This is a genomic window from Neiella holothuriorum (genome assembly GCF_019457915.1).
Lineage (GTDB): Bacteria > Pseudomonadota > Gammaproteobacteria > Enterobacterales > Neiellaceae > Neiella > Neiella holothuriorum.
Genome location: NZ_JAHZSS010000018.1, coordinates 20,249 through 43,321, shown reverse-complemented (window position 1 = coordinate 43,321; position 23,073 = coordinate 20,249). Strand labels below are relative to the sequence as shown.

General features: G+C 48.9%; 17 protein-coding genes. 7 read left to right on the top strand and 10 right to left on the bottom strand.

The genetic code is table 11. The features are described from left to right. Positions 1 to 24: 24 nt before the first annotated feature. Positions 25 to 1,023, bottom strand: a complete 999-nt coding sequence (locus K0504_RS13725) for a gluconeogenesis factor YvcK family protein (protein WP_220104730.1) — start codon at positions 1,021 to 1,023, stop codon at positions 25 to 27. A gap of 150 nt (positions 1,024 to 1,173) precedes the next feature. On the opposite strand from K0504_RS13725, the gene K0504_RS13720 reads away from it, so the two are divergent. The 4 genes from K0504_RS13720 to grcA all read left to right on the top strand — a co-directional run bounded on the left by K0504_RS13720 (position 1,174) and on the right by grcA (position 5,605). Next, positions 1,174 to 1,863, top strand: a complete 690-nt coding sequence (locus K0504_RS13720) for a DNA-3-methyladenine glycosylase I (protein ID WP_220104729.1) — start codon at positions 1,174 to 1,176, stop codon at positions 1,861 to 1,863. After that, positions 1,860 to 2,354, top strand: a complete 495-nt coding sequence (locus K0504_RS13715) for a WbuC family cupin fold metalloprotein (RefSeq protein WP_220104728.1) — start codon at positions 1,860 to 1,862, stop codon at positions 2,352 to 2,354. The genes K0504_RS13720 and K0504_RS13715 overlap by 4 nt, the downstream gene beginning before the upstream one ends. Positions 2,355 to 2,393: 39 nt before the next feature. Then, on the top strand, positions 2,394 to 4,997 hold the full coding sequence (locus tag K0504_RS13710) for an EAL domain-containing protein (protein WP_220104727.1): 2,604 nt from the start codon (positions 2,394 to 2,396) through the stop codon (positions 4,995 to 4,997). Between the two features lie 233 nt (positions 4,998 to 5,230). Continuing rightward, positions 5,231 to 5,605 carry an autonomous glycyl radical cofactor GrcA gene (gene grcA, locus K0504_RS13705; protein WP_220104726.1) on the top strand — a complete coding sequence of 125 codons (375 nt, stop codon included), beginning with the start codon at positions 5,231 to 5,233 and terminating at the stop codon, positions 5,603 to 5,605. Between the two features lie 103 nt (positions 5,606 to 5,708). On the opposite strand, the gene thrC is transcribed toward grcA, so the two are convergent. From thrC to thrA, 3 genes are read right to left on the bottom strand one after another with little or no spacing between them, the layout of a single operon-like run. Next, positions 5,709 to 6,986 carry a threonine synthase gene (thrC, locus tag K0504_RS13700; RefSeq protein WP_220104725.1) on the bottom strand — a complete coding sequence of 426 codons (1,278 nt, stop codon included), beginning with the start codon at positions 6,984 to 6,986 and terminating at the stop codon, positions 5,709 to 5,711. Between the two features lie 17 nt (positions 6,987 to 7,003). Further along, positions 7,004 to 7,969 (bottom strand): homoserine kinase, encoded by a 966-nt coding sequence (gene thrB / locus K0504_RS13695; protein ID WP_220104724.1) that lies wholly within the window; start codon positions 7,967 to 7,969, stop codon positions 7,004 to 7,006. 1 nt (position 7,970) lies between these two features. Further along, a complete protein-coding gene (thrA, locus tag K0504_RS13690; protein ID WP_220104723.1) occupies positions 7,971 to 10,430 on the bottom strand; it encodes a bifunctional aspartate kinase/homoserine dehydrogenase I in 2,460 nt (819 codons plus the stop codon). Between the two features lie 571 nt (positions 10,431 to 11,001). Between thrA and K0504_RS13685 the strand changes: the two genes are divergently transcribed. The 3 genes from K0504_RS13685 to tesB are packed head-to-tail and all read left to right on the top strand — an operon-like array spanning position 11,002 to position 14,708. Beyond that, the gene (locus K0504_RS13685; protein WP_220104722.1) at positions 11,002 to 13,404 is read left to right on the top strand and encodes a lipoyl domain-containing protein; all 2,403 of its coding nucleotides are present in this window, start codon (positions 11,002 to 11,004) and stop codon (positions 13,402 to 13,404) included. A gap of 12 nt (positions 13,405 to 13,416) precedes the next feature. Further along, positions 13,417 to 13,827 carry a sirohydrochlorin chelatase gene (locus tag K0504_RS13680; protein WP_220104721.1) on the top strand — a complete coding sequence of 137 codons (411 nt, stop codon included), beginning with the start codon at positions 13,417 to 13,419 and terminating at the stop codon, positions 13,825 to 13,827. Next, entirely contained in the window at positions 13,824 to 14,708 is an 885-nt protein-coding gene (gene tesB, locus K0504_RS13675) for an acyl-CoA thioesterase II (protein ID WP_220104720.1), read from the top strand. Before K0504_RS13680 ends, tesB begins: the two co-directional genes overlap by 4 nt. On the opposite strand, the gene K0504_RS13670 is transcribed toward tesB, so the two are convergent. The 6 genes from K0504_RS13670 to K0504_RS13645 form a co-directional block, all read right to left on the bottom strand. Next, entirely contained in the window at positions 14,678 to 16,036 is a 1,359-nt protein-coding gene (locus K0504_RS13670; protein ID WP_220104719.1) for a hypothetical protein, read from the bottom strand. The two genes, tesB and K0504_RS13670, sit on opposite strands and share 31 nt — an antisense overlap. A 2-nt stretch (positions 16,037 to 16,038) precedes the next feature. After that, positions 16,039 to 16,701, bottom strand: coding sequence for an SEL1-like repeat protein (locus tag K0504_RS13665; protein ID WP_220104718.1), 663 nt, complete (start codon positions 16,699 to 16,701; stop codon positions 16,039 to 16,041). Continuing rightward, a complete protein-coding gene (locus K0504_RS13660; protein WP_220104717.1) occupies positions 16,698 to 16,958 on the bottom strand; it encodes a hypothetical protein in 261 nt (86 codons plus the stop codon). Before K0504_RS13660 ends, K0504_RS13665 begins: the two co-directional genes overlap by 4 nt. Positions 16,959 to 17,027: 69 nt before the next feature. Then, positions 17,028 to 19,289, bottom strand: coding sequence for a putative bifunctional diguanylate cyclase/phosphodiesterase (locus K0504_RS13655; protein ID WP_220104716.1), 2,262 nt, complete (start codon positions 19,287 to 19,289; stop codon positions 17,028 to 17,030). Positions 19,290 to 19,381: 92 nt separating this feature from the next. After that, on the bottom strand, positions 19,382 to 21,742 hold the full coding sequence (locus tag K0504_RS13650; RefSeq protein ID WP_220104715.1) for a putative bifunctional diguanylate cyclase/phosphodiesterase: 2,361 nt from the start codon (positions 21,740 to 21,742) through the stop codon (positions 19,382 to 19,384). Then, positions 21,729 to 22,814, bottom strand: coding sequence for a polyamine ABC transporter substrate-binding protein (locus tag K0504_RS13645; RefSeq protein ID WP_220104714.1), 1,086 nt, complete (start codon positions 22,812 to 22,814; stop codon positions 21,729 to 21,731). The genes K0504_RS13650 and K0504_RS13645 overlap by 14 nt, the downstream gene beginning before the upstream one ends. Between the last annotated feature and the right edge of the window lie 259 nt (positions 22,815 to 23,073).

Genomic DNA, 23,073 nt, shown 5'->3' with positions numbered 1-23,073 from the left:
CGTATCGGCACAAAAAAGCGAGCATCAGCTCGCTTTTTTAGTATCTAATTCAACCAATAGCCGCGCTATTTCCTCAGCTAACAGCTCGCTAGAGTGACGAACGACTCCACCAGTTTCATCCAGTAAATGCAGCCCACGAACGTCTAAGCGATTTTGTAACAACGCAATATTACCGACATCAACAAAATTAGCGTACTGAGCAGCATAACGTGCCAACGCATCATCACTAGGCTTATCAACGTTGTAGAAAACACCATCCAATTTTGAGCCCATGTAACGCTCCACAGAGTTCACATAGTCTTCGAGTAAGTAACCTTGTGTCTCACCAAATTTGGTCATGATGTTACTCACAAAATACTTTTTGGCCTTGGCAAAGTGCAGTGCCTCGGACAATCCTTCGACGAGTAAGTTTGGGATGATGCTGGTGTATAAATCGCCAGGGCCAAGCAGGATCATGTCAGCATTAATAATGGCGTCGATCACCGGCAGGTGAACGGTGACATCCTCGCCGTGATGCGGCACCAAAAATACCGAAGAGATATTCGCTCGCTCTAAATGACGCGGAACATCAATCGCAGCTTCACCAAAGACCCGCTGGCCATTAGCTAATTCGGCAACCAAGGTCACTTTATCCGTCGTGACGGGCAGAATTGAGCCTCGCACATTGAGGATTTCTGCCAACGCTTGAATACCTTCAGGAAAAGAGCCCGCATATTCACTTAACATCGTCAGTAACATGTTGCCGGCATTGTGGTTTCTTAAACGTTCACTCTTCGAAAATCGCTTCAGTAGCAGCTCATACGCAACATCTCGTAAAGGCGACATGGCCAAAATACACTTCAGTACATCACCGGCGGGCAGTGCGCCTAGTTCACCGCGCAAGATCCCCGTGCTGCCACCTGAGTCGGCCATTGAAACAACCGCAGTCAAATTGGTGTTGGGTAGATCTCGAAGACCTGACAACAAGGTATATTGGCCACTACCACCACCGATGGTGACAATAGATTTAGGTTTTGTGCGCATAAATCGTTAAGCTACCGATGCGAGAAAAGACAGGTGAAACGCTAATTTAGCAAGCCTAGCGGGTCAATCCGGTAACGGTCAAGCTTATAGACAAGCCAGAAGCGCTTTCGCATACTTAGGCCACAAATACGATAACCTGATAGCCAATTCATGGAACACTTTTCCCATACGCTAGCCCGAGCGATTGAACGAAAAGGCGGAGAGCAGCAACTGTTTAGTTTGCTAACCTCGCCCGTACAATCGCATCAGTTGCAAGCGCTCACCGATGCCGATTGCTTAGCGCAGATCACTAAAGTCGTCTTTCAATCCGGTTTTGCTTGGCGAGTGATCGAACACAAATGGGCAGGTTTCGAAAAGGCTTTTTGGCAGTTTGATCCAAACAAACTGGTATTGCTTGACGACAGCCACATCGAACGGCTGATGCAAAACACCGACATCGTGCGCAATGGCCAAAAAATTAAAACTGTTCCGATCAATGCTCAGCTCATGCTCGATATACGTCAGCAACATGGCTCCTTCGGCCAATTCTTAGCCGAGTGGCCAGAACAGGATATCACCGGCCTTTGGTTGTATTTGAAAAAGCATGGCGCTCGATTGGGCGGCAATAGCGCTTCCTTTGTGTTGCGGCGACTCGGTAAAGACACCTTTGTATTAAGCCGAGATGTCACCGCACATCTTATTAATCAGGGAGTGATCGACAAGCCAGCAACGTCCAAAACCGCTTTAAAGCAAGTCCAGCAAGCGTTTAATACTTGGCAGCAACAAGTGTCACTGCCGCTAACCCAACTCAGTCAGATTATTGCCCTTTCCGTTGGCAGCAATGAGCGGCATGCCGAATGAAGGGGATACAACGGCTCGATCAAACGATTACCGAACCTTTATTGGCACAATCGCGAGCTGCAACGCGTCAACGTGCCCATTTAAACCTGCATGATTCCTATCATGATCCGATTCAGCGCTTCCTAATCGCCATGCAACCGGCGAGTTACGTTCGCCCTCATTACCACTCAGAACCTGACAAATGGGAGCTTTTCACCGCAATTAAGGGCACATTTAGCTTTTTCATTTTTAATGATCAAGGCGTTATTCAACAACGAATAGAGTTAAGCGCTGGCGAGTCGTGCTTTGGTTTGCATCTTGAACCGGGTCAATGGCACAGTGTTATTGCAACGAAAATAAATAGTTTATTTTTTGAAGTGAAACGCGGCCCATATTGCGCAGCTCGTGATAAGGTGTTCGCTTTGTGGGCGCCGAGCGAGCAAGATCCTGACGCATCGAGCTATCGGCACTGGTTGCAACAGGCGCAACCAGGCGAGCGTTTTACTCGCTGACCAATGTGGCGTAATGGCCCGAGTTGTTTAGTAGACATTATGTACAATAACCTCGATGAACAGGCTTTGAATGCCGATGACCAACTGGTTACTTCAGATACCATTTTAGAAGAGCTCAACACGCTTCGTTCTCTGGTCCCCGAAGTCGAGTTGCTTTCGGACAAGTATCAAAACCTAAACCGCCTCCAAGAAGCCCTGTTTACCATTGCCGAATTATCCGGCCGCAATTTAGAACTCACAGAATTTTATCGCGGCCTGCACCATATTATTGCCAACCTGCTTTACGCCGAAAATTTTTATATTGGTCTGAAAAATGACAAAGGTGAGCTGCGCATCGCTTATTTAGCTGATCGCTACGACGAGGGAAAACACCTTGCCGTCAGCCACCAACAGCTTGAAATGGGCATGACCGGCTACCTGATGCGACGCCAAGAGCCAGTGCTTGCCTCCCGCGATCAATACCAAGAACTCATTGAGCAAGGCGAGTTGATGCAGCTCGGCTCCTCGCCGTCATATATTCTCGGCGTCCCCATGATGTCAAACGACAACTGCATGGGTGTTGTTGTTGTGCAAAGTTACGACGATGGCAAAGGGTATGACACCCAAGACATGCAGGTGCTTGAATTTGTTGCCCACCATCTAGCACAAAGTATTGAACGCGCTCACTATCGCGATAGCTTAGAAAAGCGCGTATCTCAGCGTACAGGCGAATTAACACGAGCCAATAGCGAGTTGCAAAAAGAAGTGCAGGAGCGACTCCGCTCCGAGCAGTTGCAACGAACATTATTCGATATCAGCGAAATGGCACACGAAGCCGTCAATATGGACGACTTTTATGCCGCACTGCATCAAGTGATTGCCAAGCTGATTATCTGCGAAAACTTTTACGTTGCCATTCTCGATAGCGACGGCGAAACGCTGCTATTTCCGTATCGAGCCGATCAGTTCGATCCAACGCCAAAACCAAGAACACTTGGCCGAGGAATGACTGAATATTTGATGGCCAGAGCGCACGGCCTGTTACTCAAACAGTCGGACATCCAAGCTCTAGAACAAGCCAAGGCAATTGATAAATCAGGAACTCCGGCTCATTCATGGCTAGGGGTGCCACTGAAAGACGGTAACAATGTGATTGGCGTTATCGTACTGCAAAGCTACGATAGTAATCATCAATATAGCCAGTCAGATCTGGAGCTTATTACCTTCGTATCGCGCCATGTGTCTAGCGCCCTGATCCGCAAGCAAGCCCATGAAAAGCTCGAAAACCAAGTACGCCTGCGTACTCGAGAGTTAGAATCTGAAATTACCGAACGGCGCCGGATTGAGCGACAACTCAAACATGACGCCAGCCATGATAGCCTAACGGGTTTGCCCAACCGCATCGTCTTTTTACAACGCTTGCGTGACGCTTTTAATCGTGCCGACAACTATCGTCATTATGACTTTGCCGTCCTGTTTCTTGACTTAGACCGGTTCAAACTGGTTAACGATAGTCTCGGCCACATGTCGGGTGATGAATTACTGAAAAAAGCCTCATCGCGCATTCGTCGCTGCTTACGTGGCCGCGATCTCATCGCCCGCCTCGGTGGTGATGAATTTGCTATTTTGCTCGAACCAATGAAATCAGAAGAAGATGCCATTGGTTTAGCGCAACGCATTAGCACATCGTTTGATCAGCCGTTTTTTGTCAATGGCGAACGTATCTTTACCGGCTCTAGTATTGGTATTGCCTTGGGCAATGATCGCTACGATGAGCCAGAAGAACTGCTACGAGACGCCGATGCCGCCATGTATCGCGCTAAAGCCCAAGGGCGCCGCCGCTACGTGTTGTTCGATGCCAGCATGCATGAGGAAGCCACTCATGCTCTTAAACTTGAGAATGAGCTTCGCATCGCCATTGACCGCAATCAGTTTGAAGTTTATTACCAGCCCATTTTGTGCAGTAAAGAGGGCAAGCCGGCGGCTATTGAAGCCTTGGTACGCTGGCGTCACCCGACTGACGGCTTAGTCATGCCGGGTCGGTTTATTGAATTAGCCACCGAAATTGGCTTTATTAAAGAGATTGATTGGTACGTGCTTAACCGTGCGTGCTACCAGCTTGCAGAGTGGCGTCAGAATCACCCCGAACTTGCAGACTTATCCGTTACGGTAAACTTAGCCAGTCAGCACTTTTCACAATCCAATTTGCCTGAACAAATCGCCAATGTATTAGAAGTGACGGGGTTGCCAGCCAACGCCTTGCGGGTAGAAATTACCGAGCACGCGCTGCTAGATGATCAGGAAATGGTGCAAACCGTGCTCAGTCAGCTCAGCGAACTTGGCGTTCAGTTGTTGATGGATGACTTTGGTACCGGCTACTCATCGCTGTCATACCTGCACCGCTTCCCCATTAACGGGGTGAAGATTGATCGAAGCTTTATTACCAACATGCGTGGCCAAGAAGAGCACATGGCGATTGTCAAAACCGTCAAGGCGCTAGCTGATAATCTCAAACTCAAATTGGTGGCCGAAGGTATTGAAGATCAAGAAACCCAAGATCTTCTGATTGAAATGGGATGCGACTACCTGCAAGGATTTCATATTCAGCGGCCAGTCAATCGCCGCGTGACCTTAGAATGGCTATTGGAAAACAGCCGCGATTAACGCGCCCAATATCATCACCTCTAACGGCTTGTTGAAGTGAAAAAAACGACAATTTTTACCTTTGTCTGGCACCTGCAAACGGTTAACAGATAAGCACTTTTTGTAATTTAATTACATTAAATGAGCTACAACCCCATTTAACCCCATAAAAAGTATTGACTTAAATCAATTCTCTCTGTAAAAATGACCACATACTGAAACTGCATTTCAATTACAACAACCGGAGATAGCTCATGATTGGTATCCAAATCACAGAAGCCGCCCAAGCAAACCTGGTCAACTCATTCTGGCTGCTCGACGAAGCAAATAAACAAGCTCGTTGTGTTTGTACTAAAGCTGATTATTCTGAAGACGAAGTCGTCGATGTTGCCAAGTTAGGTGAATTCGAATATCGCGAAGTTCCTGTCGAAGCGCCTGCTATTCGTGAAGGTGGCCAACACTTGAACGTGAACGTGCTGACTCGTGAAACACTGGAAGACGCCGTAGAAAACCCAGACAAATACCCACAATTGACGATTCGTGTTTCTGGTTATGCAGTGCGTTTTAATTCACTGACTACAGAACAACAACGCGACGTTATTGCGCGTACTTTTACTCAGAGCCTGTAATTCGGTCGCTCTTGAAGTAATAAAAAAGGCTGCAAATTGCAGCCTTTTTTTGTTTTTACAGCCGCTAGGCTTGTTTGTAACAAAATTACAAACTAATGGATGCTCACAAACTGCGAAGCTTGGCTTCTACCAGCGCGAAGTCTGCGGCAATCTCTTCTGATAAATTCTCTTTATCTGCCACATCCGCCAATGCTTTTGGCAAATCGAGTTGTATCGACAAAATCTCTTCAACGCTCTCAATGAACTTTGCTGGGTGCGCCGTACATAAGAACAAGCCATGTTCACCAGGCTGTAATTGTTGCTCTAATACGCGGTAGGCAATCGCTCCATGCGGTTCACAAACATAGCCTTGTTCGTGCATCGCTTTTAGCGTTTCAGCCGTTTGCTCATCGGTCACCCGATCGGAGCTTAACAGATCCCAGCTAAATTCCTCGCGGCGAACCAACTCTTCAACCCGCGGCCAGTTGTTTGGCGCACTCACATCCATTGCATTAGAAATGGTTGGGATCGTTGGGTTTGGTGACCACTCGCCGCCTTCTAAATATCGCGGCACAGTATCATTCACGTTAGTAGCGGCAACGAAACGTTTGATAGGCAAGCCCATGCTGCGAGCTAATAAGCCTGCCGTCAGGTTACCGAAGTTACCACTAGGAACACTAACAACCAGCTGATCGCGCTTTTCTTTTGGCAGTTGCGCAACCGCTTCAAAGTAATAACAGATCTGAGCCATCAGGCGGCTGATATTAATTGAGTTGGCAGAATTCAAACCAACCGTTTTACGTAGCTCTGGTTGATCGAAGGCTTGCTTCACCATCGTCTGACAATCATCAAATGTACCTTCAACGGCAAGCGTATGAATGTTGCCGCCTAAGGTGCAGAACAACTGCTCTTGCAGGTGACTGATTTTACCTTTCGGGTACATCACCAGTACGTTGATATTATCGATATCAGCAAAGGCGTGAGCCACGGCCGCACCGGTGTCACCTGAAGTAGCCGTCAGAATAGTGATCTTTTCACCGTCGGACAGCTCTTTCAGGCATTGCGCCATGAAACGACCGCCGAAGTCTTTAAAGGCCAACGTCGGCCCGTGGAATAACTCTAACGCCGAGACATTGTCATTGACCGGTACCACGGGTGCAGCGAAGTTAAACGCAGACGCAACCATTTCCGCCAACCGAGGCTTAGCAATTTCATCGCCAATAAGCGCCGATAGGATTTCTGTGGAGCGGCTAGCTAAGTCCATATCCAGCAGTGCGTCAATGTCGTCAAAGCGCGGCAAATCTTGTGGGAAAAATAGCCCCTGATTACGCCCCAAGCCGGTACGAACGGCCTCTTCAAAGTTAACCTGTTGTTCAGGTTCTTTAATGTTGTACAACTTCATGGTTGAGTCGTCTCCACTCAGGTCAATTCAGTCACAGCAACATTGTCTACGCCGACTTCGTCAATGCGGCAGACATGGCTGAAACCATCATCATTTTGTAAATAGTGTTTGGCCAAGTATGCATCGCATTGCTTCGCCACATTCAAATCATCACACACTGCGAATAAGGTCGGTCCAGAGCCACTAATGCCAACAGCATAGGCTCCAAGCTTCAACAATGCTTCTCGTGCCGCTTCAAAGCCTGGCAACAGCACTTTACGGTACGGTTCGGCAATGACGTCCACCATCACATTAGCGGCCAAGGTATCGTTGCCAGCATGTAATGCATGAACGAAATTAGCCAACAAGCGACCATGCGCAATGATGTCTGACTTGCTGTAATGATCCGGCAAGATCGCCCGCGCTTGTGCCGTAGAAACGGTAATGCCCGGATAAGCAGAGCACCAATACCAGCTTTGAGGCGCAGGAAGCGTTGCACACAGCGAATCCTCTTGCTCGGTCATCAATTGAATACCGCCAACAAAACAAGGCGCAACGTTGTCATAGTGAATGGAGCCAGAGATCTGACCTTCCAGCTTGCCCATCAATCGCAATTGTTGATCTTCATTCAATGGTGAACCAAAAAACTGATTCAGCGCGGCCACAGCAGCAACAATGCTTGAAGCACTAGAGCCTAAGCCAGAACCAATCGGCAAATTTTTGTGCAAGTGCATGCGCACTGGCGCAACTTGAATGCCCTGCTCCGCTAAGTGCTGTTGCACGCCAAGGTAACAGTCAAACAAGATGTTTTGCTTCGGATCGTCGGGTAATTTGTGAGCGTACCGGCCTGATGCCGTCAGCTCAAACTCACCGCTGGCACTGTCGTCTACTTCCACCACATCGCCGAGTAAAGTGCCGTCAATCGGTTTTAGCGCAGCACCCAACACATCAAATCCAACCCCAAGGTTTCCGATCGAGGCGGGCGCGTATACCGCAACAGTCATCTTAGACCTCCTGTTTCCACGGAAGTGTGCGCAATAAGTCTGCAAACACACCGGCAGCCGTTACTGCTGCGCCGGCACCATAGCCACGAAGTACATATGGAATTGGGTCATAGTAGCGAGAGTGGAATGCCAAGGCGTTCTCACCATCTTTGACGGCAAACAATGGGTGCTCTGAGCCAACGGCTTGAATCGAAACCTTACACTTGCCATCTTCAATGCTACCGGCGTAACGCAGTACTTTGCCTTCGTCTTTTAGTTTGGCTAACCAGTCAGCAAAATAGGCATCTGCTTCTGGTAATCGAGCCATAAACTCGTCAACCGAGCCAGAATCATCAAACCCTGGCGGCATAGCAGGCTCAACCTCAACATCATCCAATTCTAATGTCATGCCCGCTTCACGCGCCAAAATTAACAGCTTACGCGCAACGTCCATACCGGATAAATCATCACGAGGATCAGGCTCAGTGAAGCCATTACCGCGCGCTTGCGCGGTTACTTCAGAGAACGCCATGCCATCATCAAGTTTGCCGAAGATGTACGACAAAGAACCCGACAATATACCTGAGAAGCTTTTCAGCTCATCACCCGCATTAAGCAGTGACTGCAAGTTATCGATGACCGGTAAGCCAGCACCAACGTTGGTGTCATATAGGAACTGGCGGCGCTTGCGCAGCGCAGTTTCACGCAACGCTTTGTAGTATTCGTACGACTCGGTATTGGCTTTTTTGTTCGGCGTAACAATGTGGAAGCCCGCGCTGAGGAAATCTAAGTATTGTTTTGCCATCCAATCTGACGACGTATTGTCCACCAGCACTGGATTGATATGAGAATGCAAGCGCGCAAAATCACTCACGACTTCTAGAGAGAATTGCTGTTTGCACTGGGCTAGCTCAGCTTCCTTAAATTGTGCGAGGTCGATGCCGTTAGCCGCAAGCTCCATACCTTTGGAGTTGGCAATGCCACATACCCGCAAATCAATATGTTGTTGTTTTAGTGCTTGCTGCTGACGCTTGATTTGGTCCAGCAATTCACCACCAACCACACCAACGCCGACGATAAACGCATCAATACGTTGCATGTGACTGAAGAAAGCGGCGTGACAGGCTCCAATGGCGTAGCGCACTCGATGTTCTGGCACAACAGCCGAGACCGAGCGCTCTGACGAACCTTGCGCAATAGCCACCACATTCACATCAGCCTGTGCCAATGCTTGGAAGAAGCGTGCTGACACGCCCTGATTTTCGCGCATGCCGTCACCTACTAAGGTGACAATCGACAATTGGCTCAAGACTTCGATTGGATCAAGCAGTTGGTTGGCTAGCTCGAGCTCAAACTCTTCGGTCAACGCGAGGCGAGCGGCGTTAGCGTCTTTGCTGCTTAAACAGAAGCTGATGGAATATTCACTGCTCGATTGAGTAATCAACGCAACAGAAATGCCAGCCCGCGAAATACATTCGAAGATCCGCGATGCCATCCCCACCATGCCTTTCATACCAGGGCCCGACACGCTCATCATACTCATGCCTTCGAGCGAGCTAATGCCTTTCACTGCATCTTTGGTATTGGTGTTACCCGACACTAAGGTGCCAGCGCCATCAGGGTTGAAACTGTTTTTGATTAAACAAGGAATATGGAATTGAGCAATTGGCGATACCGTTTTGGGGTGCAAGACCTTAGCGCCAAAGTAAGACAGCTCCATGGCTTCTTTGTAACTCAGCTCATCCACTAAATGGGCGTCTTCAACCAATCGCGGATCGCAATTGTAAACACCATCAACATCCGTCCAGATCTCACAACATTCCGCATCTAAGCAAGCGGCTAAAACGGCTGCTGAGTAGTCTGAGCCATTGCGGCCTAAGGTGACAATTTCGCCTTGCTCGTTGCCTGCGGTAAAGCCAGGCATAAGCTGAATGTGATCGGCACTTAGCTGCAACGCGGCAAAACGTGGTTTACTGGCGGAAATGTCCACCAGCGATTCTAGGTAATCACCGTAGCCCGCAAATAACGCGACAGGATCAAGCACATTGGTGTGGTGGCCTCGGGCATCCAACAACGCAGACATCAGGGCGATATTAATTCGCTCACCTTTGACCAACAAACGCGCTTGAATATCAGCTGGGCATTGGCGCAGCAAAGTGACGCCGTGCAACAACTGACGCAAGTCGGCCATCTCGACATCGAGCAGTTCGCTTAAACGGACATCGTCGAGGCTCGGATAGTCACCTTTAAGGCTCGCTATCATATTGCGGAAAGTGTTCTCAATGTTAGATACCGCCGGAATGGCATCTACACCGTTAACTGTTTTTTCAATGGCACTAACTAGGCTGTTGGTGACGCCACCTGGCGCCGATAAAACAACCGCAATACGTCCAGCGGACGCTTTGTTAATGATGATGCTGGCGGCTCTGTTAAAGCGTGCTGCATCGGCCAGTGATGAGCCTCCAAACTTCAGTACTCGCATCCTTTGACCTCGTTCTCTTTTGCTCGAAATGTGTGCCCTAAATACGAAAAAACCCGGACCTTTTTGGTTCCGGGCTAAGTTACTAACGAAAAGACGTACGACCTCAGCCCAGCAACCTCTCGGTGCGGGTAATAATGGTCATGGTAATTTCAAACGCGGAGCGGTTGAAATGATTCATCGTCAATTACTCTTCTTCGTTTAGTAAAAATGAGGTGCCTATCTTCGAGGTTTAGCAGGGCAAAAGTCAACTGATTTTTACACCGAGAATCGAGGTATTTAATCATCATCTATTGACAAATTGACCTGATGCAAGTTCTGGCCAATCCTCAAGCTTCACTTGGCTCCTTGGTCTTACCTTCATCAGCCACGCTAAGTAAATCTCTGAACACATCCGTCTAAGTTGAGCAGAACGACTTTTCGCACCCCTTTACCATTTAGCCCAACGATAAGCATAAACATGCCTCTCAATTGGCCGAAAGATTGCCATTTATGTACCAAGACTATTGCTCGGCTAGCTACTTTCTCGTTACATTTACAGCCATGTTTTTGTGCATTGGATGCAAGCGATAACATGGGTCAACTGTTCCCTACTCTCTATTTTTCTTTCGACGGTTTTCAGCGTCGCCAGCTGAAGCAAGATTTGCTGCGCGCTTTTAATCAATCTCGCTTGAGTGATTTGGGCTTTAAAGTTCAATTTTCACCCCGAACAGTTGTCGACTTCGGTGTTCCAGATGGCCTAACCGTGACACAACAATGTCAGCAAGCAAGCGTGTTTGTGGCGCTGTTGGAAGCGCAGCCGGGCCACGGCTCGCGTCAAAACATGCTCAACACTGAACTGAGTTATGCCTTGCCAGAAGTGGGTACCCAAGTGGTATTGATTAGCGAAGCTGAGCAACCCGACTTGCCCGCTCAGTTGGCTCGTCAACTGGAGCAACAGTCGATTGCCATTAGCCCTCTCGCCAGCGACGACTTGCCACAGCGAGTTTTCCGTCATTTAGAGCAACATCTGCTGGGAGAACAATCGCCACAACAACTCACGATTCTAACGAGCGATTACAGTATTGATGGCGCTACATTGGACATCAACGAGCAAGCGCTTCAACAACGCCGAGATGGTAACTTATTGGCGCAACTGTACGGACAAGCCCCCGAGCCCGCCAATGGCAGCCCTGCTTTGGCCGATCTACAACAACATCGCCACTGGGGCATGGCCAACCTGCAGCTCGACAATCCAAAAGGTGCAATGGCCAACATTGAGCAATGTTTGGCGCTCAATGATAGTGACTTGATGGCCAACTATTGGCGTTGCCGTTTACTCGCGCAGGACGCAGAAAAAGAATCCGATTGTCATGAGCTGATCCGCCGTGCACAACTCATTCTTAAACATTTGCAACACCAACAAGAAACTCAGCCAGAGCTAACTGCACAGTGCTATTACTTTCAGTCGCTTGGTTACGCCGGTTTGAAGCGTTACGACGAATCCCTGAGTGCAATTACTGAAAGCCTCCCGTTCCAGCACAGCACAGCTTGGCAACACCAAACCGCCTTACGGGCGTTGCAGCTGCTGTCGCAACAAGATGCCTTACCTGAGCGCTTAGACCCTGCGTTGTTAGCAGCCAAAACGTGTTTTCTTACCATGCTTAGCGACAGCCTCGAAGGCTTTCAGCTCGCCTTTCGGCAGTTGTTGCTGAAAACTCCAAAAGAAAAATTGGAAGTTGTGGTTCTTGGTGTCAAACAGGTAGTCATAGGCTCGCTTAAGCAAATTAAGCAACATGAACAAGCGCTGATCGATCATTGCGCTGATTGCGATTTGTTAGTACCAACTCAGCTAGACCAAGAACAAGTCAATGACGCTATGGGCAAATCCATCTGGAACCTGCTCGCCATTGGCCATGATAGCGTCATCCAACAAGTCACCTTATTGCAGCTGTTGGCGAAACAACTCAATGACGATCAAGCTAAAGCCGAGGCGCTTGAAGCTGACGCTGAAGAGCAAGCACAGCAACAACAACGTTTGACTCAAGATTTGGCCAAGCAACAACATAAATATCAGGATATTTGCAGCGCCAAAAAATTAAGCCTCATCGGCAGCGTGGTTGCAGGTGCACTGTCAGCCCTGCTCATTAGTGGTTTCTGGTGGTTGCCGTTAACGCCTTTGGTCATTTCTATTTTACTCGCAGGCGCTGGTGCTGCGCTTGTCCTGCTATTGGTACTGCTAAGCCGCCAAAATACTATGGTTGGCCATATCCAACAGCGCTGCCGGGAGCTGGATAGCTTTTATGCTCTCGATGATGACGAACTACCTGAACCTCGTGCAATGGAAGGCTGGTTTGATCGCCTCATTATTCGCCGCGACAAACGCGCCGAGCGTCAGCAACAGTTACTCACAAAAGCCGGCCAAGTGCGCGAGCAGCTCGCGCCGCGGTTACAACAATTTGTTGCAATGCAATACACCTTTGGTGAAGCCGTACTGAAACAACTCGATGGTGCCTTTGTGTCGGTGCGGTTCAACGGAAAAGCTCCATCTTACCAGCGAGTTTCCGGCATGGAGCAACAACAGTTACCCACGGCGCTCGCCGAACAATTGCCAGAGCAGCAGTGCCCGAATTACTATTTACAACGACATCCTCAGCATGGTGAGCAAGCTGATTTATCCGACATCTATTTTGCAGACCCAATCGATTCGACACGCCTCCGTCAACTCAATGTGGTGCAAACAGCCGCTAATACTGAGGTCATCACCACCCTTGTACGCGCGCCTGTCATGACCAGTGAAGAGCCTTTGGCCTTGCACAAGTGGTTAGTACAAACCGGTGAACAAGTCGCGCCGGAGCAAGCCATTGCCGAATTACAAAATGCCGACATTTCAATTCCATTGGTGGCTCCAACCGCTGGTGTTGTGACCAAACAATTGGTGGATGAGGGCCATGATCTTTCGCCCGATCAAGCCGTATTAGAACTGCAAACAGACTAACGGTTGATATTGATGACAAATTCTCCACAAGCCGAACACCCAACGACAATGATTCTGGCGGCCCACGGTAGCCGCCTGCAATCCTCAAACGATGAAGTGGCCCAGCTCGCCACTAAACTAGCTGCCCAGTTTGAGGCTCAATTCGATTCGGTTCGAGCCGCTTTCCTTGAACTCGCAGAGCCTTCTATTGAAGACAGCATCGCCAAAGCGATTGCCGACGGTTGTCACCAGATAACTGTCGTGCCCTATTTTCTGGCCGCAGGTCGCCATGTTCGCGAAGATGTGCCGGCCATTGTTGCCGAAGCTCAGCGGCTGAATCCTCAAATTACCATTCAGCTGACCGAGCACCTAGGCATCAGCCCCGGCTTAGTCGATGCCATTCATGGCCTGTTACCGTCTACCAATAACGGAAACAACGGATGAGCGCCGTACTTAACGAATTGCTCGCACTATTAAGCCTTGAGACCATCGAGCAAGGAATTTACCGTGGCCAAAGTCAGGATCTAGGTTTTCCACAAGTATTTGGCGGCCAGGTGATCGGCCAAGCGCTGTCAGCCGCTAAGCAAACCATTGATGTTGATCGCTCGATTCACTCATTTCACAGCTATTTTTTGCGACCGGGCGATGCCCGAAAGCCCATTGTTTATGAAGTGGAAGTGATCCGCGATGGTCGCAGTTTTTCCACTCGGCGGGTAAGTGCAAAGCAAAATGGCGAAGTCATATTTTATTTGACGGGTTCATTTCAGATTGCCGAGCCCGGTCATGATCATCAAGCACAAATGCCCGATGTTCCCGGCCCAGACGGGCTGATGTCGGAGCTTGAGTTTGCTCGCTCCCATGCGGATCAAATTCCTGCAGCCATTCGTGACGTATTCACGTGTGAAACACCTATCGAAATGCGACCGGTGACGGCGTACAACCCATTAGCCCCAAAACCAACCAAACCACAACGGTTAACTTGGTTTCGCGCCAATGGGCAATTGCCCGATGATCCCCGAGTGCATCGCTACCTGCTAGCCTATGCATCGGATTTTAATTTTCTGCCAACCGCTGGCCAGCCCCATGGGTTATCGTTATTCGATCGTCGCATTAAAATGGCCACCATCGATCATTCCATGTGGTTCCACCGGCCGTTTCGCGCCGATCAATGGTTGCTCTATGCAGTCAATAGCACCAGCGCTTCAGGTGCGCGAGGCTACGTACAGGGGCAGTTTTTCAATCAACAGGGCCAGCTAGTGGCCTCTACCGCCCAAGAAGGGCTGTTGCGTGACACTCAAATGGCCGGTTCATCAACCGATAGCTGATCAAGTTGAGGGGCAATATTGCCCGGCTGATACAGCCGTAAGCAATAGTCATCTAGCGACTCTAATCGGGGCATGGACAAGCACAACCGCTGCTCTAGCGGTCGCTTGACGACATCTACAGGTTGCCCAATAACGCTAACCTGAGCTTCTACAGGCTGGCCTGTGCCAACCGCTCGGATCCAATGAACCGCTAAACTGTAAAACGCTTCGGCTTTTGTTGCAGCCCGCACCAATGCAGTCAGTTGCTCGTATTTTTCTTGTAGCAATGCCGAGCCAATAAGATTTCTATCACGCCAGTTGTCAGCCTGATTCGGCCATTGCTTTGCCGCTTGCACCACCGGCTCTAAGCCATAATCACCAGCCATTAATGCCAGCGCATGATGATAGCTTTCGGCCAGCTTATTGACCGTGTCCTGATGTTGCCAAGTGACTTGCTGGGTTAAGGGCGAAAGCTCTATTTGCCAATCCAATGAGTGGCTAACACCGTCAGTGTCTATCTGTTCAAAGACATGGGCAGCAATTGCAAAGTCGCGATTTAACACTGGTGTTAGTGACGCCATCAGCTGCGGGTGTTCAGCGAACACCGTCATTTGCTCTGCAACCACAACAGCCAGCTCCGGTCGTTGCTGTAACAGCACAACCAGCCAACCTAATTCCACGCGTAAAGCCCGCTGCAACAACGATTGATACAAACGAATATTGGTGGTTCGAATGTGACGCAGTAGATCGGTTAGGTGACTATTTAGCTGATTAAAAGCTTGCTCCGGTTGCCCTTCTGACAAGCGCAACATGACTGCCGCTAAGTTCAATTCAAGGGCCGACGATAACTGAGCTTTTGGAAACGGAGTATCGTCAAGAGGTTGGTCGAGAGGCCCAAGCGGCGCCTCAGCTGCGAGCAACTGCTCTAGCCGAACAAGCCAAGCTTGCTGCTCACTGACAATCGTTTCAATCCGCTCCATGCTTTGTTCAACCGTGGGCCAGCATTCCACCATGGAGATATAGCAAGGGAGACCAAAACGCCAGTTAGATGGCTCTGCGATGATTAATTCATCGCTCTCTTCGTGGGTAGAGCTGCGCCAGCGTTGTTCACCATAGGCTTGATTGGAGGCGTCAATTGGCGCATCAAATCCCAGCATCATGTAGAAACTACCGTTAACCGATTGCGTCTTATTTAGCTGTTCAGTTTGGTTTAACCAACGTTGGCCGATAACCGTCAATGATGGTTGGGTTAGCAAACTAACGCCGACGATAGCCCAAATCAACGCAACGACAAGGGCGCACCAAAGCAGAGTTTTAAATCGCGACGGACGAGAAACGGTTTGCGGCATGGTCATTCCGTGTAAGCCTTTTGATTTCGGTACAATTGCAATCTACTGCGATAATCCGAGAGTACGTCTTCACCTAAGCCACCCTCTTTGAGCAGCATGGTGATTGCTTTTTGTTGCACCTTCGCGGCGCCATCAAATTCGCCTAATGCGGCTGTCACCGCTGCGAGTGTATCCATCGTCATTGCGTCCAGCGGACCTAATTGCTGACGTTTTTCCATGTACTGCTTCGCTTGTTGCGGATCGCGTAACGATTGCAATTTGCTCGTTGATAAAAACCAAGCCATGTCATTGAGCATGGTGGGATCCGTTTGGTCGAGACTTTGCGTCAACAATTCAATACCAAGATAAGGATCATGGCCGGCCGCACCGCCTTGTAAGTAGGCATAACCCAACTGACGTACGCAGGGTAAGTAGCCACCGTTCGCACACTTGGAATACCACTCTAGCGCTTGTAAGGGCTGAGATTTATCGAGCAACGACTCTGCGAAATCAAACTGAGCGACCCAATCGGATTCGCCCGGAAGATCGAGTTCGGTAAGGTTGTTTGCGGGCTGTTCTGCTGATGGCTTCAGTGCTTGTAACCGTTGCAGTACCAAAAGGTCGCTACCACAGCCTGTTAACAGCAGAGGCGCCACTAAAGGAAGTAGTAGCCAGGGCTTCATCATTGTTTATCGCTCGCCGGCTTGGTTGCCACTACATCTGGGTTGCTACATGCACTACAAGCATTGCCGAATGATTGCACCTCGCCATTTGAAAGCAAGCCATCGGTTGGTTCGTATTGCATGGTACAGATTTCTGGCCGTACTTCTGGACATGCCGCATATCCCGCTGGCAAGGCTTGCTCAGGCACTGAACTTTGGCAGCCTATAAGGTAAAAAATAGTCATGAACATGAATAATTTATCTGCTTTTGGGAGACTCATAGACACTTCCTTTTCAATGGGTTCGAAGGCTTGCGATCGCAGTTACCTCAAATTTATCATAGTTGGCGATCAAGCCTGAGGCCGTTGCGCGTGCGCTGAACCACCGTCATCTAAGTCGATCGACAAGCGACCCAACTCAGGTTTACCGTAAAAATAACCTTGCGCAAACTGCACTCCAATTTGCTCTAACCGTTTAGCAACTTGTTCATTTTCTACAAATTCGGCGACCAGCTGAAAGCCTCGCAAATTGGAAATGTTCACCAAAAACTCCAACAACGGCACCACAGCGTCATCAGTATTAAGCTTACGAATGAAGCAGCCGTCAACTTTAACGTAGTCAAACGGCAAACTGAGCAAATTGTTTACCGAAGAATAGCCCACACCAAAGTCATCAAGCGCGACCTGACAGCCAAGCGCTTGCAAGCGCTCGATATTCTTCTGCGTCAAATTGATATTTTCTAATGCCGCACTTTCGGTGATTTCAATCACCAGATCAGGGCCGCAGCCGCTGAACTCTATTCGCTGCAGTAACGTTTCGGTTAGCTGCGCATCCGACATCGACATGCCGGAAATGTTAACTGCGAGACGATGTTTTTGACCATTGCGGCGCAATTGCATCAGCAGCGTTAAAACTTGATTCAACACCCATTTGTCTAATACGCCAACATCACGCTGGCGCTCAGCAGCCTGAATGAGCGGGTAAGCAGAGACATAATTACCAATCTCATCTTCGATCCGCAACAGCACTTCATAGTGCGATAACTGGCCATCGGACACTTGCACAATGGGTTGGTAAGCCAGCGCCAAACGTTGATCACGAATCGCAGAATGAACCCGCGAGTACATGAAACGCTGTTTGAGTAAGTAGCCTTCAAGATCCGGGTCACGGAGTGAAGCAAACCGGCCTTTGCCTTGAGATTTGGAGTAATTGAGCGCGATATCAGCACGAGTCATCAACACATCGGGCTCATCACCATGCTCTGGCGCAACCACCACGCCAATCGACAAACTCAAACGGTGGAGCATTTTATCGCCAGCGAGCATGATTTGGCGACTCGACTCCAATAGCTTCCCAGCCATCTGTTCGCCTTGCTCCAAACTTGCACTTGGCATCCATACCGCAAATTCATCGCCAGCAATTCGAGCTGCGCGAAATGGTAGATGCACATGTTCGGCCAAAATAGACGCAAGCTTCATCAGCATATCGTTGCCTAGTTGATGACCACTGGCGTCGTTGATTTCTTTAAAGTCGTCGATATCGATCAACAGCAATGCTGACGTGTCGGCGTCACGAATCGTTTCTTTGAGCAGCTGGTAAAAACTTTCTCGATTCGCTAATCCAGTCATGCCATCGTGGTGCGATAACCAATCTTTGTCGTTGCTGATACGCGCCAACGTCACCCGTGTCGCTTCATCTTGCAGACCATACATGGCTAACTTGCGCACAAATGGCTGGGCAAGTTTAGGCGCTTGTTGCATGGCGGGAACCAGTTGTTTCTGCAAACGACTAAATTTGCCCGCTTCGATATCCGAAATGATGTGGCCGAGTTGCTGAAATAAACCTTGCCAACGTAACTGCCGCTGCCACTGAAAATATGGCAATAAAATCAGTCCCAGTAAGGCCAGTAGCAATAATCCCAGCAAAACATACCAATGAGCGGCCACTTCAGTGCCTTGCAATGGCCGCCCCGTCAGCAACATGGGCCAATCCGGCAACACCCTATCGGAAGCGTTAAACCAGTCCTGCTGGTGCTGACTGGCGAAATAAACACCTATATCTTGCTCAACCGAGCTGGTCTCTGAGTTTGGTAATGACGTTAGGACTGAATTAGCCAGCTGCAGTTGGTAACCAAGCTTTTGCTCGTATGATTGCAACCAACTGTCGAGATCAACCACCACCACTAACTCATCGCCGTTTCGACTGGCTTTTAACAACAGCTGGCATGAAGGCTGACACAACCAATGCACCGGCTCTAATTTACGTGGAAGACGCTCGGCTGCGCCCAACGGCGTGGTGGCAACCCAGGCTTTGCCACGGACTCGGTATATGAATTCTTGGAATTGCAATGGTGACGATGGCGCAATACGCCCAGCCAAGTCGGTTAACATGGCCGCGTTAATGCGATCATCAGCTTGTTGGAATTGGCCTGATAGGTGGTTGTGTGTGAACTGGATGTCACGTGCCAGTAACTCGCTAATTAAGTCGAGTTGTTGCACGGTTTTGTCCCCACGCGACTGGTTCCCCGGAACCGTCAACGCAACAACATATGCCAGCGCAATAGTCAGCGCTAACATAGTCGCAAGCCAAGCCAGTTTCAGCGATCGCATCATGATCGACTTCGGCTTTGCGACAGTCGGTTCAGTAGCAATTGATGACTACTCTGAACGCCACTCAAGTTATTCACACCTAAACTCTCATCCTTCTAACCATTGATTTTGTCAAACGCCCTTTCATTCACCACGGTAGAACTGTGGTAGCTCAGCAGCAACTGTTCAAGCGAAATGGGCGAACAGAACAAGTGGCCTTGCAGCGCATGCTGGCCGAATTGCTGCACGATCTCAAGCTGAGTTTCAGTCTCAACGCCTTCAATCGTCACGTTCAAGTTCAGTGCTTCAGCAGCCCGAATCAAACTTTCCATTAAAATTCTTACAGTTGGCTTTTCAACTTCATCAGTAAAACTACGGTCAACCTTCAAAGTATTAATCGGGAATGAACTCAATTGCTTAATAGAGGTATAGCCGGTACCAAAATCATCAATCGCCAACGAAATGCCAAAGTCAGCCCATTCCTGCATGACCTTGTTGGATATTTCGGTCCATTCCAGCTGGAATGTCTCGGTGATCTCCAACTCAATATTTTTCAGGTATGGTTGGTGCTGTTTCAGCAACGGCCGCAAGAAGTCAGAAAACTGATGATCTTTCAGCTCAGCTGCCGAGACATTGATACAAAGTTTAAAGCTTTCACCAAATTTAGCTTCCAACTCCGGCAACACACTTAATGCTTTTTCAACCACCCAATGATCGATGGCGCGGTAAACGCCGCACGCTTCTGCGATTGGAATAAAGTCGGAGGGCTCAACCGCTCCCAATGCTGGTGAGTTCCAACGCAGTAACACTTCGGCACCCACCACCCGACTTAAATCTACGCCACTGAATACTGGCATAAATGCCAGTGTTAATTCTTCTGACAAGTTCGCGTTTCGCAACGATTCTTCAATTTCTTTACGGCGTTGTAAGCGCTGTGCCATTTGTTGCGAAAACAGGCGATATTGATTCTTGCCGTGTTGCTTTGCCTGATACATGGCCGCATCAGCATTGGACAGCAAAGCCCCTGCATGGGCAGCATCTTGTGGGTACTGAGCAATACCAATACTGGCTCGAACAGGCAGTAACAACTGACCTAACTCAAAGCCACTGCTGAACAATTCGATGATATCAGTTGCCAATTGTTCGCCTTGCTCACGACCATCATTCGCCAAAATCAAAATGGCGAATTCATCACCCGCCAACCGAGCCAGCTGAATAGTACTAGGCAGTTGCAAGTCTTGCCGATACTGAATCGCGATATTTGATAACTGGTGGGCAAAATGAATTAACAGCTCATCGCCCACTTTGTGGCCAAAACTGTCATTCACAAACTTGAAATTGTCCAAATCGATAAACAGTAAGCAGGCCGTCTGTTCGCGTTCTCGGCAAAACTCAATGCCTTGATTCACTTGTTCGGTAAAGGCTAAACGATTAGGAAGCCCCGTAAGGCTATCGGTCAGAGCCAGATTGTGGCTTTCCTCATGAGCCATTTTAAGTTTGCGGTAGAGCTTTAAAAAAGCGCGCTTGAGGGAATAGAGCTCGCGTACATCAGAATTACGATTAGGCCGAATGGCATCAAGCTCGTTGCTCTTAATCGCCGACTCCAAATCTTGAATCGGCCGAACTAACGTTAATCGGATCAGCAACGCCATGAGCAATAAGGTTAATAACATCACCGTGGCGAACAGAATAGAAACCTGTCGGAGCACACGCATGGTTTCATCGTTGAGTAGCGACGAAGGCAGCAACAAATTAACTGTATGACCTTCCAATACTGGTTGGCTAAGCAAAATCCCCTGCTCTTCTTTGGCGAGCTTGGGCGAGCGATTGAATGAAATGGCACCTTTACCATAGCGCGCCATCACTTTAGCCATGCTGTCATTTAACGCAAAGCCCGATAGAACCTGTGCAATCACCACACTATCAGCGAGTTGCGACGGCAGTGGTTGATGAAGCGACAGCGGTTCAACTCGAGTCATCAAGGCCATGCGGTATTCATTACCGGTATTGTAAATCAACACATCTCGGGTCAACTGGGAATCAGCAAACCGTTTAAACAGCATCCGCTCTTCGGTCAAATGATCAGCAAATGGATCGAGCGAGGTTTCCACCATCACGGTCGAATTATGAAAGCGATCTAACACCACCAGTGAGTAATACAAATCGGCTTGGTTCGCCAACGTTGCAATGAGCTGTTCACTGGTGCGGCGGCTCGCCAAGGACCACAACTCTTCGCCGCTTTGCTGTAAAAATGACACGAACGCGGGCGACTGCAATAGCGCTTGCTCCACCCCCATCAAATGATCGCGCGACAATTGAATACTGGCATGAACATTCGCCAATGCGAATTCAGCTCGCGCTCGCTCGAGCTTTTGAATGGCATCGGTTCGCTGTTGATAAAACAAGTACGCAATACCGATAAAAGCCACTGCGAGAGGCGGAATTAGGGCGAACAGTGCGCGTCTATTGAGAGGCATGGATTTTCTCCAACGCACTTAAAATTCGGCTTCGTAAATTGATGGCCTTGATGCTCATTGGCGCATAAAGCTGCATGCGAGCTCGTTGATGTGGGGGTAAATACACTAACGGGTCAGTTCGGTATTCTTTCGACGTAAGCGGAAGTGCGGCTAAATTCGGACTTGCCGTATAGGTATATTCAGCGTTTTTTGCGGCATTTTCAGGTAAATGCAGAAAATTTAAAAAGCGCATCGCCTGTTCAGTATTAGAGGAGTCTTCCATAACAGCAAAGCAATCGATCCATAACAAGCTTCCTTCCGAAGGTAAAAGGTATTGCCAATGGTCATTTCCTGTCAGCTCATTCAATACTTTTTGATCGCCGGAATACGCCAACGCGACATAAATTTCGTCGAAGCTGGGATCGCTTTGCGCAGCTGTAATGATGTATTCCAGTGACAACACATTCGGCAACCACAGCTTGGTCACCTCAAATGCCTCGCGCAAATGAAGCGGGTTGCTCGTGCTAATGGGGTAATTCAAACTGATCAACGCAGGGATAATACTATCGAACAGATCGACATGCCCGCCCAGATGCCCCCGAAGGTAGGCCGGAGGACTTAAAAATTTAGCCCAACTCGCAATATCCTGTGGCTTTACTTTATCTGCTCGATAAACCAAACCAAGGGTGCCCCAAGAATAAGCAACGCCATGCAAATCATGGCCACCACAGGTCTGATGAAGTTGAGGATCGAGATGCTGCAGGTTTGGTAGCTGAGCCGCATCGAGCTGAGCCAACCGTTCTTGGTCAGCATACAAGTTTAATTGCTGCGAGTTCATTAATGCGATGTCGAAGTATTGTCCGGCTTGCGACGACAAAATTTGCTCTCGCATTTCATCGGAATCAAAAAAAGACAGCCGCAATTGAATACCCGTCTGCGCTTCAAAGTCGGCGACTACTTCCGGTGAGATATATTCTTCCCAAGTCAGAATGCTAAGCGTCTGACTCGCGCCATGGGCAGTAGCGGTCACGCTCAACAACCATGTCAACACGATGACGAGGGTAATTCTTATTGGCAAGCTTACGCCGGTCATAAAGCCACTCCTTTTGGCTTGGACATTCAAGGGTGAAGCTATCTTAGAAATCACGGTTTTAGCATGCCATTTTTAACGCCAAAGGTAACGGCAAATAAACACAGATTTAACAAAAAACATGGTCTCCAACTTATTGAGGATTAAAAATCTTGCGCGATGAACCAGCACCCGCCAAGCAAGCGGTACCGGTTACTTCATAAACCAGCTCACAGAACCACACCTCAAGCGCTTGAAAGGGTCATCAATGTGCTACGTTTCG

Excerpts from the sequence above, each read along its gene's own strand:
- K0504_RS13725 (WP_220104730.1), bottom strand. The coding sequence starts at position 1,023 with ATGCGCACAAAACCTAAATCTATTGTCACCATCGGTGGTGGTAGTGGC.
- K0504_RS13720 (WP_220104729.1), top strand. The coding sequence starts at position 1,174 with ATGGAACACTTTTCCCATACGCTAGCCCGAGCGATTGAACGAAAAGGC.
- K0504_RS13715 (WP_220104728.1), top strand. The coding sequence starts at position 1,860 with ATGAAGGGGATACAACGGCTCGATCAAACGATTACCGAACCTTTATTG.
- K0504_RS13710 (WP_220104727.1), top strand. The coding sequence starts at position 2,394 with ATGTACAATAACCTCGATGAACAGGCTTTGAATGCCGATGACCAACTG.
- grcA (WP_220104726.1), top strand. The coding sequence starts at position 5,231 with ATGATTGGTATCCAAATCACAGAAGCCGCCCAAGCAAACCTGGTCAAC.
- thrC (WP_220104725.1), bottom strand. The coding sequence starts at position 6,986 with ATGAAGTTGTACAACATTAAAGAACCTGAACAACAGGTTAACTTTGAA.
- thrB (WP_220104724.1), bottom strand. The coding sequence starts at position 7,969 with ATGACTGTTGCGGTATACGCGCCCGCCTCGATCGGAAACCTTGGGGTT.
- thrA (WP_220104723.1), bottom strand. The coding sequence starts at position 10,430 with ATGCGAGTACTGAAGTTTGGAGGCTCATCACTGGCCGATGCAGCACGC.
- K0504_RS13685 (WP_220104722.1), top strand. The coding sequence starts at position 11,002 with ATGGGTCAACTGTTCCCTACTCTCTATTTTTCTTTCGACGGTTTTCAG.
- K0504_RS13680 (WP_220104721.1), top strand. The coding sequence starts at position 13,417 with ATGACAAATTCTCCACAAGCCGAACACCCAACGACAATGATTCTGGCG.
- tesB (WP_220104720.1), top strand. The coding sequence starts at position 13,824 with ATGAGCGCCGTACTTAACGAATTGCTCGCACTATTAAGCCTTGAGACC.
- K0504_RS13670 (WP_220104719.1), bottom strand. The coding sequence starts at position 16,036 with ATGCCGCAAACCGTTTCTCGTCCGTCGCGATTTAAAACTCTGCTTTGG.
- K0504_RS13665 (WP_220104718.1), bottom strand. The coding sequence starts at position 16,701 with ATGATGAAGCCCTGGCTACTACTTCCTTTAGTGGCGCCTCTGCTGTTA.
- K0504_RS13660 (WP_220104717.1), bottom strand. The coding sequence starts at position 16,958 with ATGAGTCTCCCAAAAGCAGATAAATTATTCATGTTCATGACTATTTTT.
- K0504_RS13655 (WP_220104716.1), bottom strand. The coding sequence starts at position 19,289 with ATGATGCGATCGCTGAAACTGGCTTGGCTTGCGACTATGTTAGCGCTG.
- K0504_RS13650 (WP_220104715.1), bottom strand. The coding sequence starts at position 21,742 with ATGCCTCTCAATAGACGCGCACTGTTCGCCCTAATTCCGCCTCTCGCA.
- K0504_RS13645 (WP_220104714.1), bottom strand. The coding sequence starts at position 22,814 with ATGACCGGCGTAAGCTTGCCAATAAGAATTACCCTCGTCATCGTGTTG.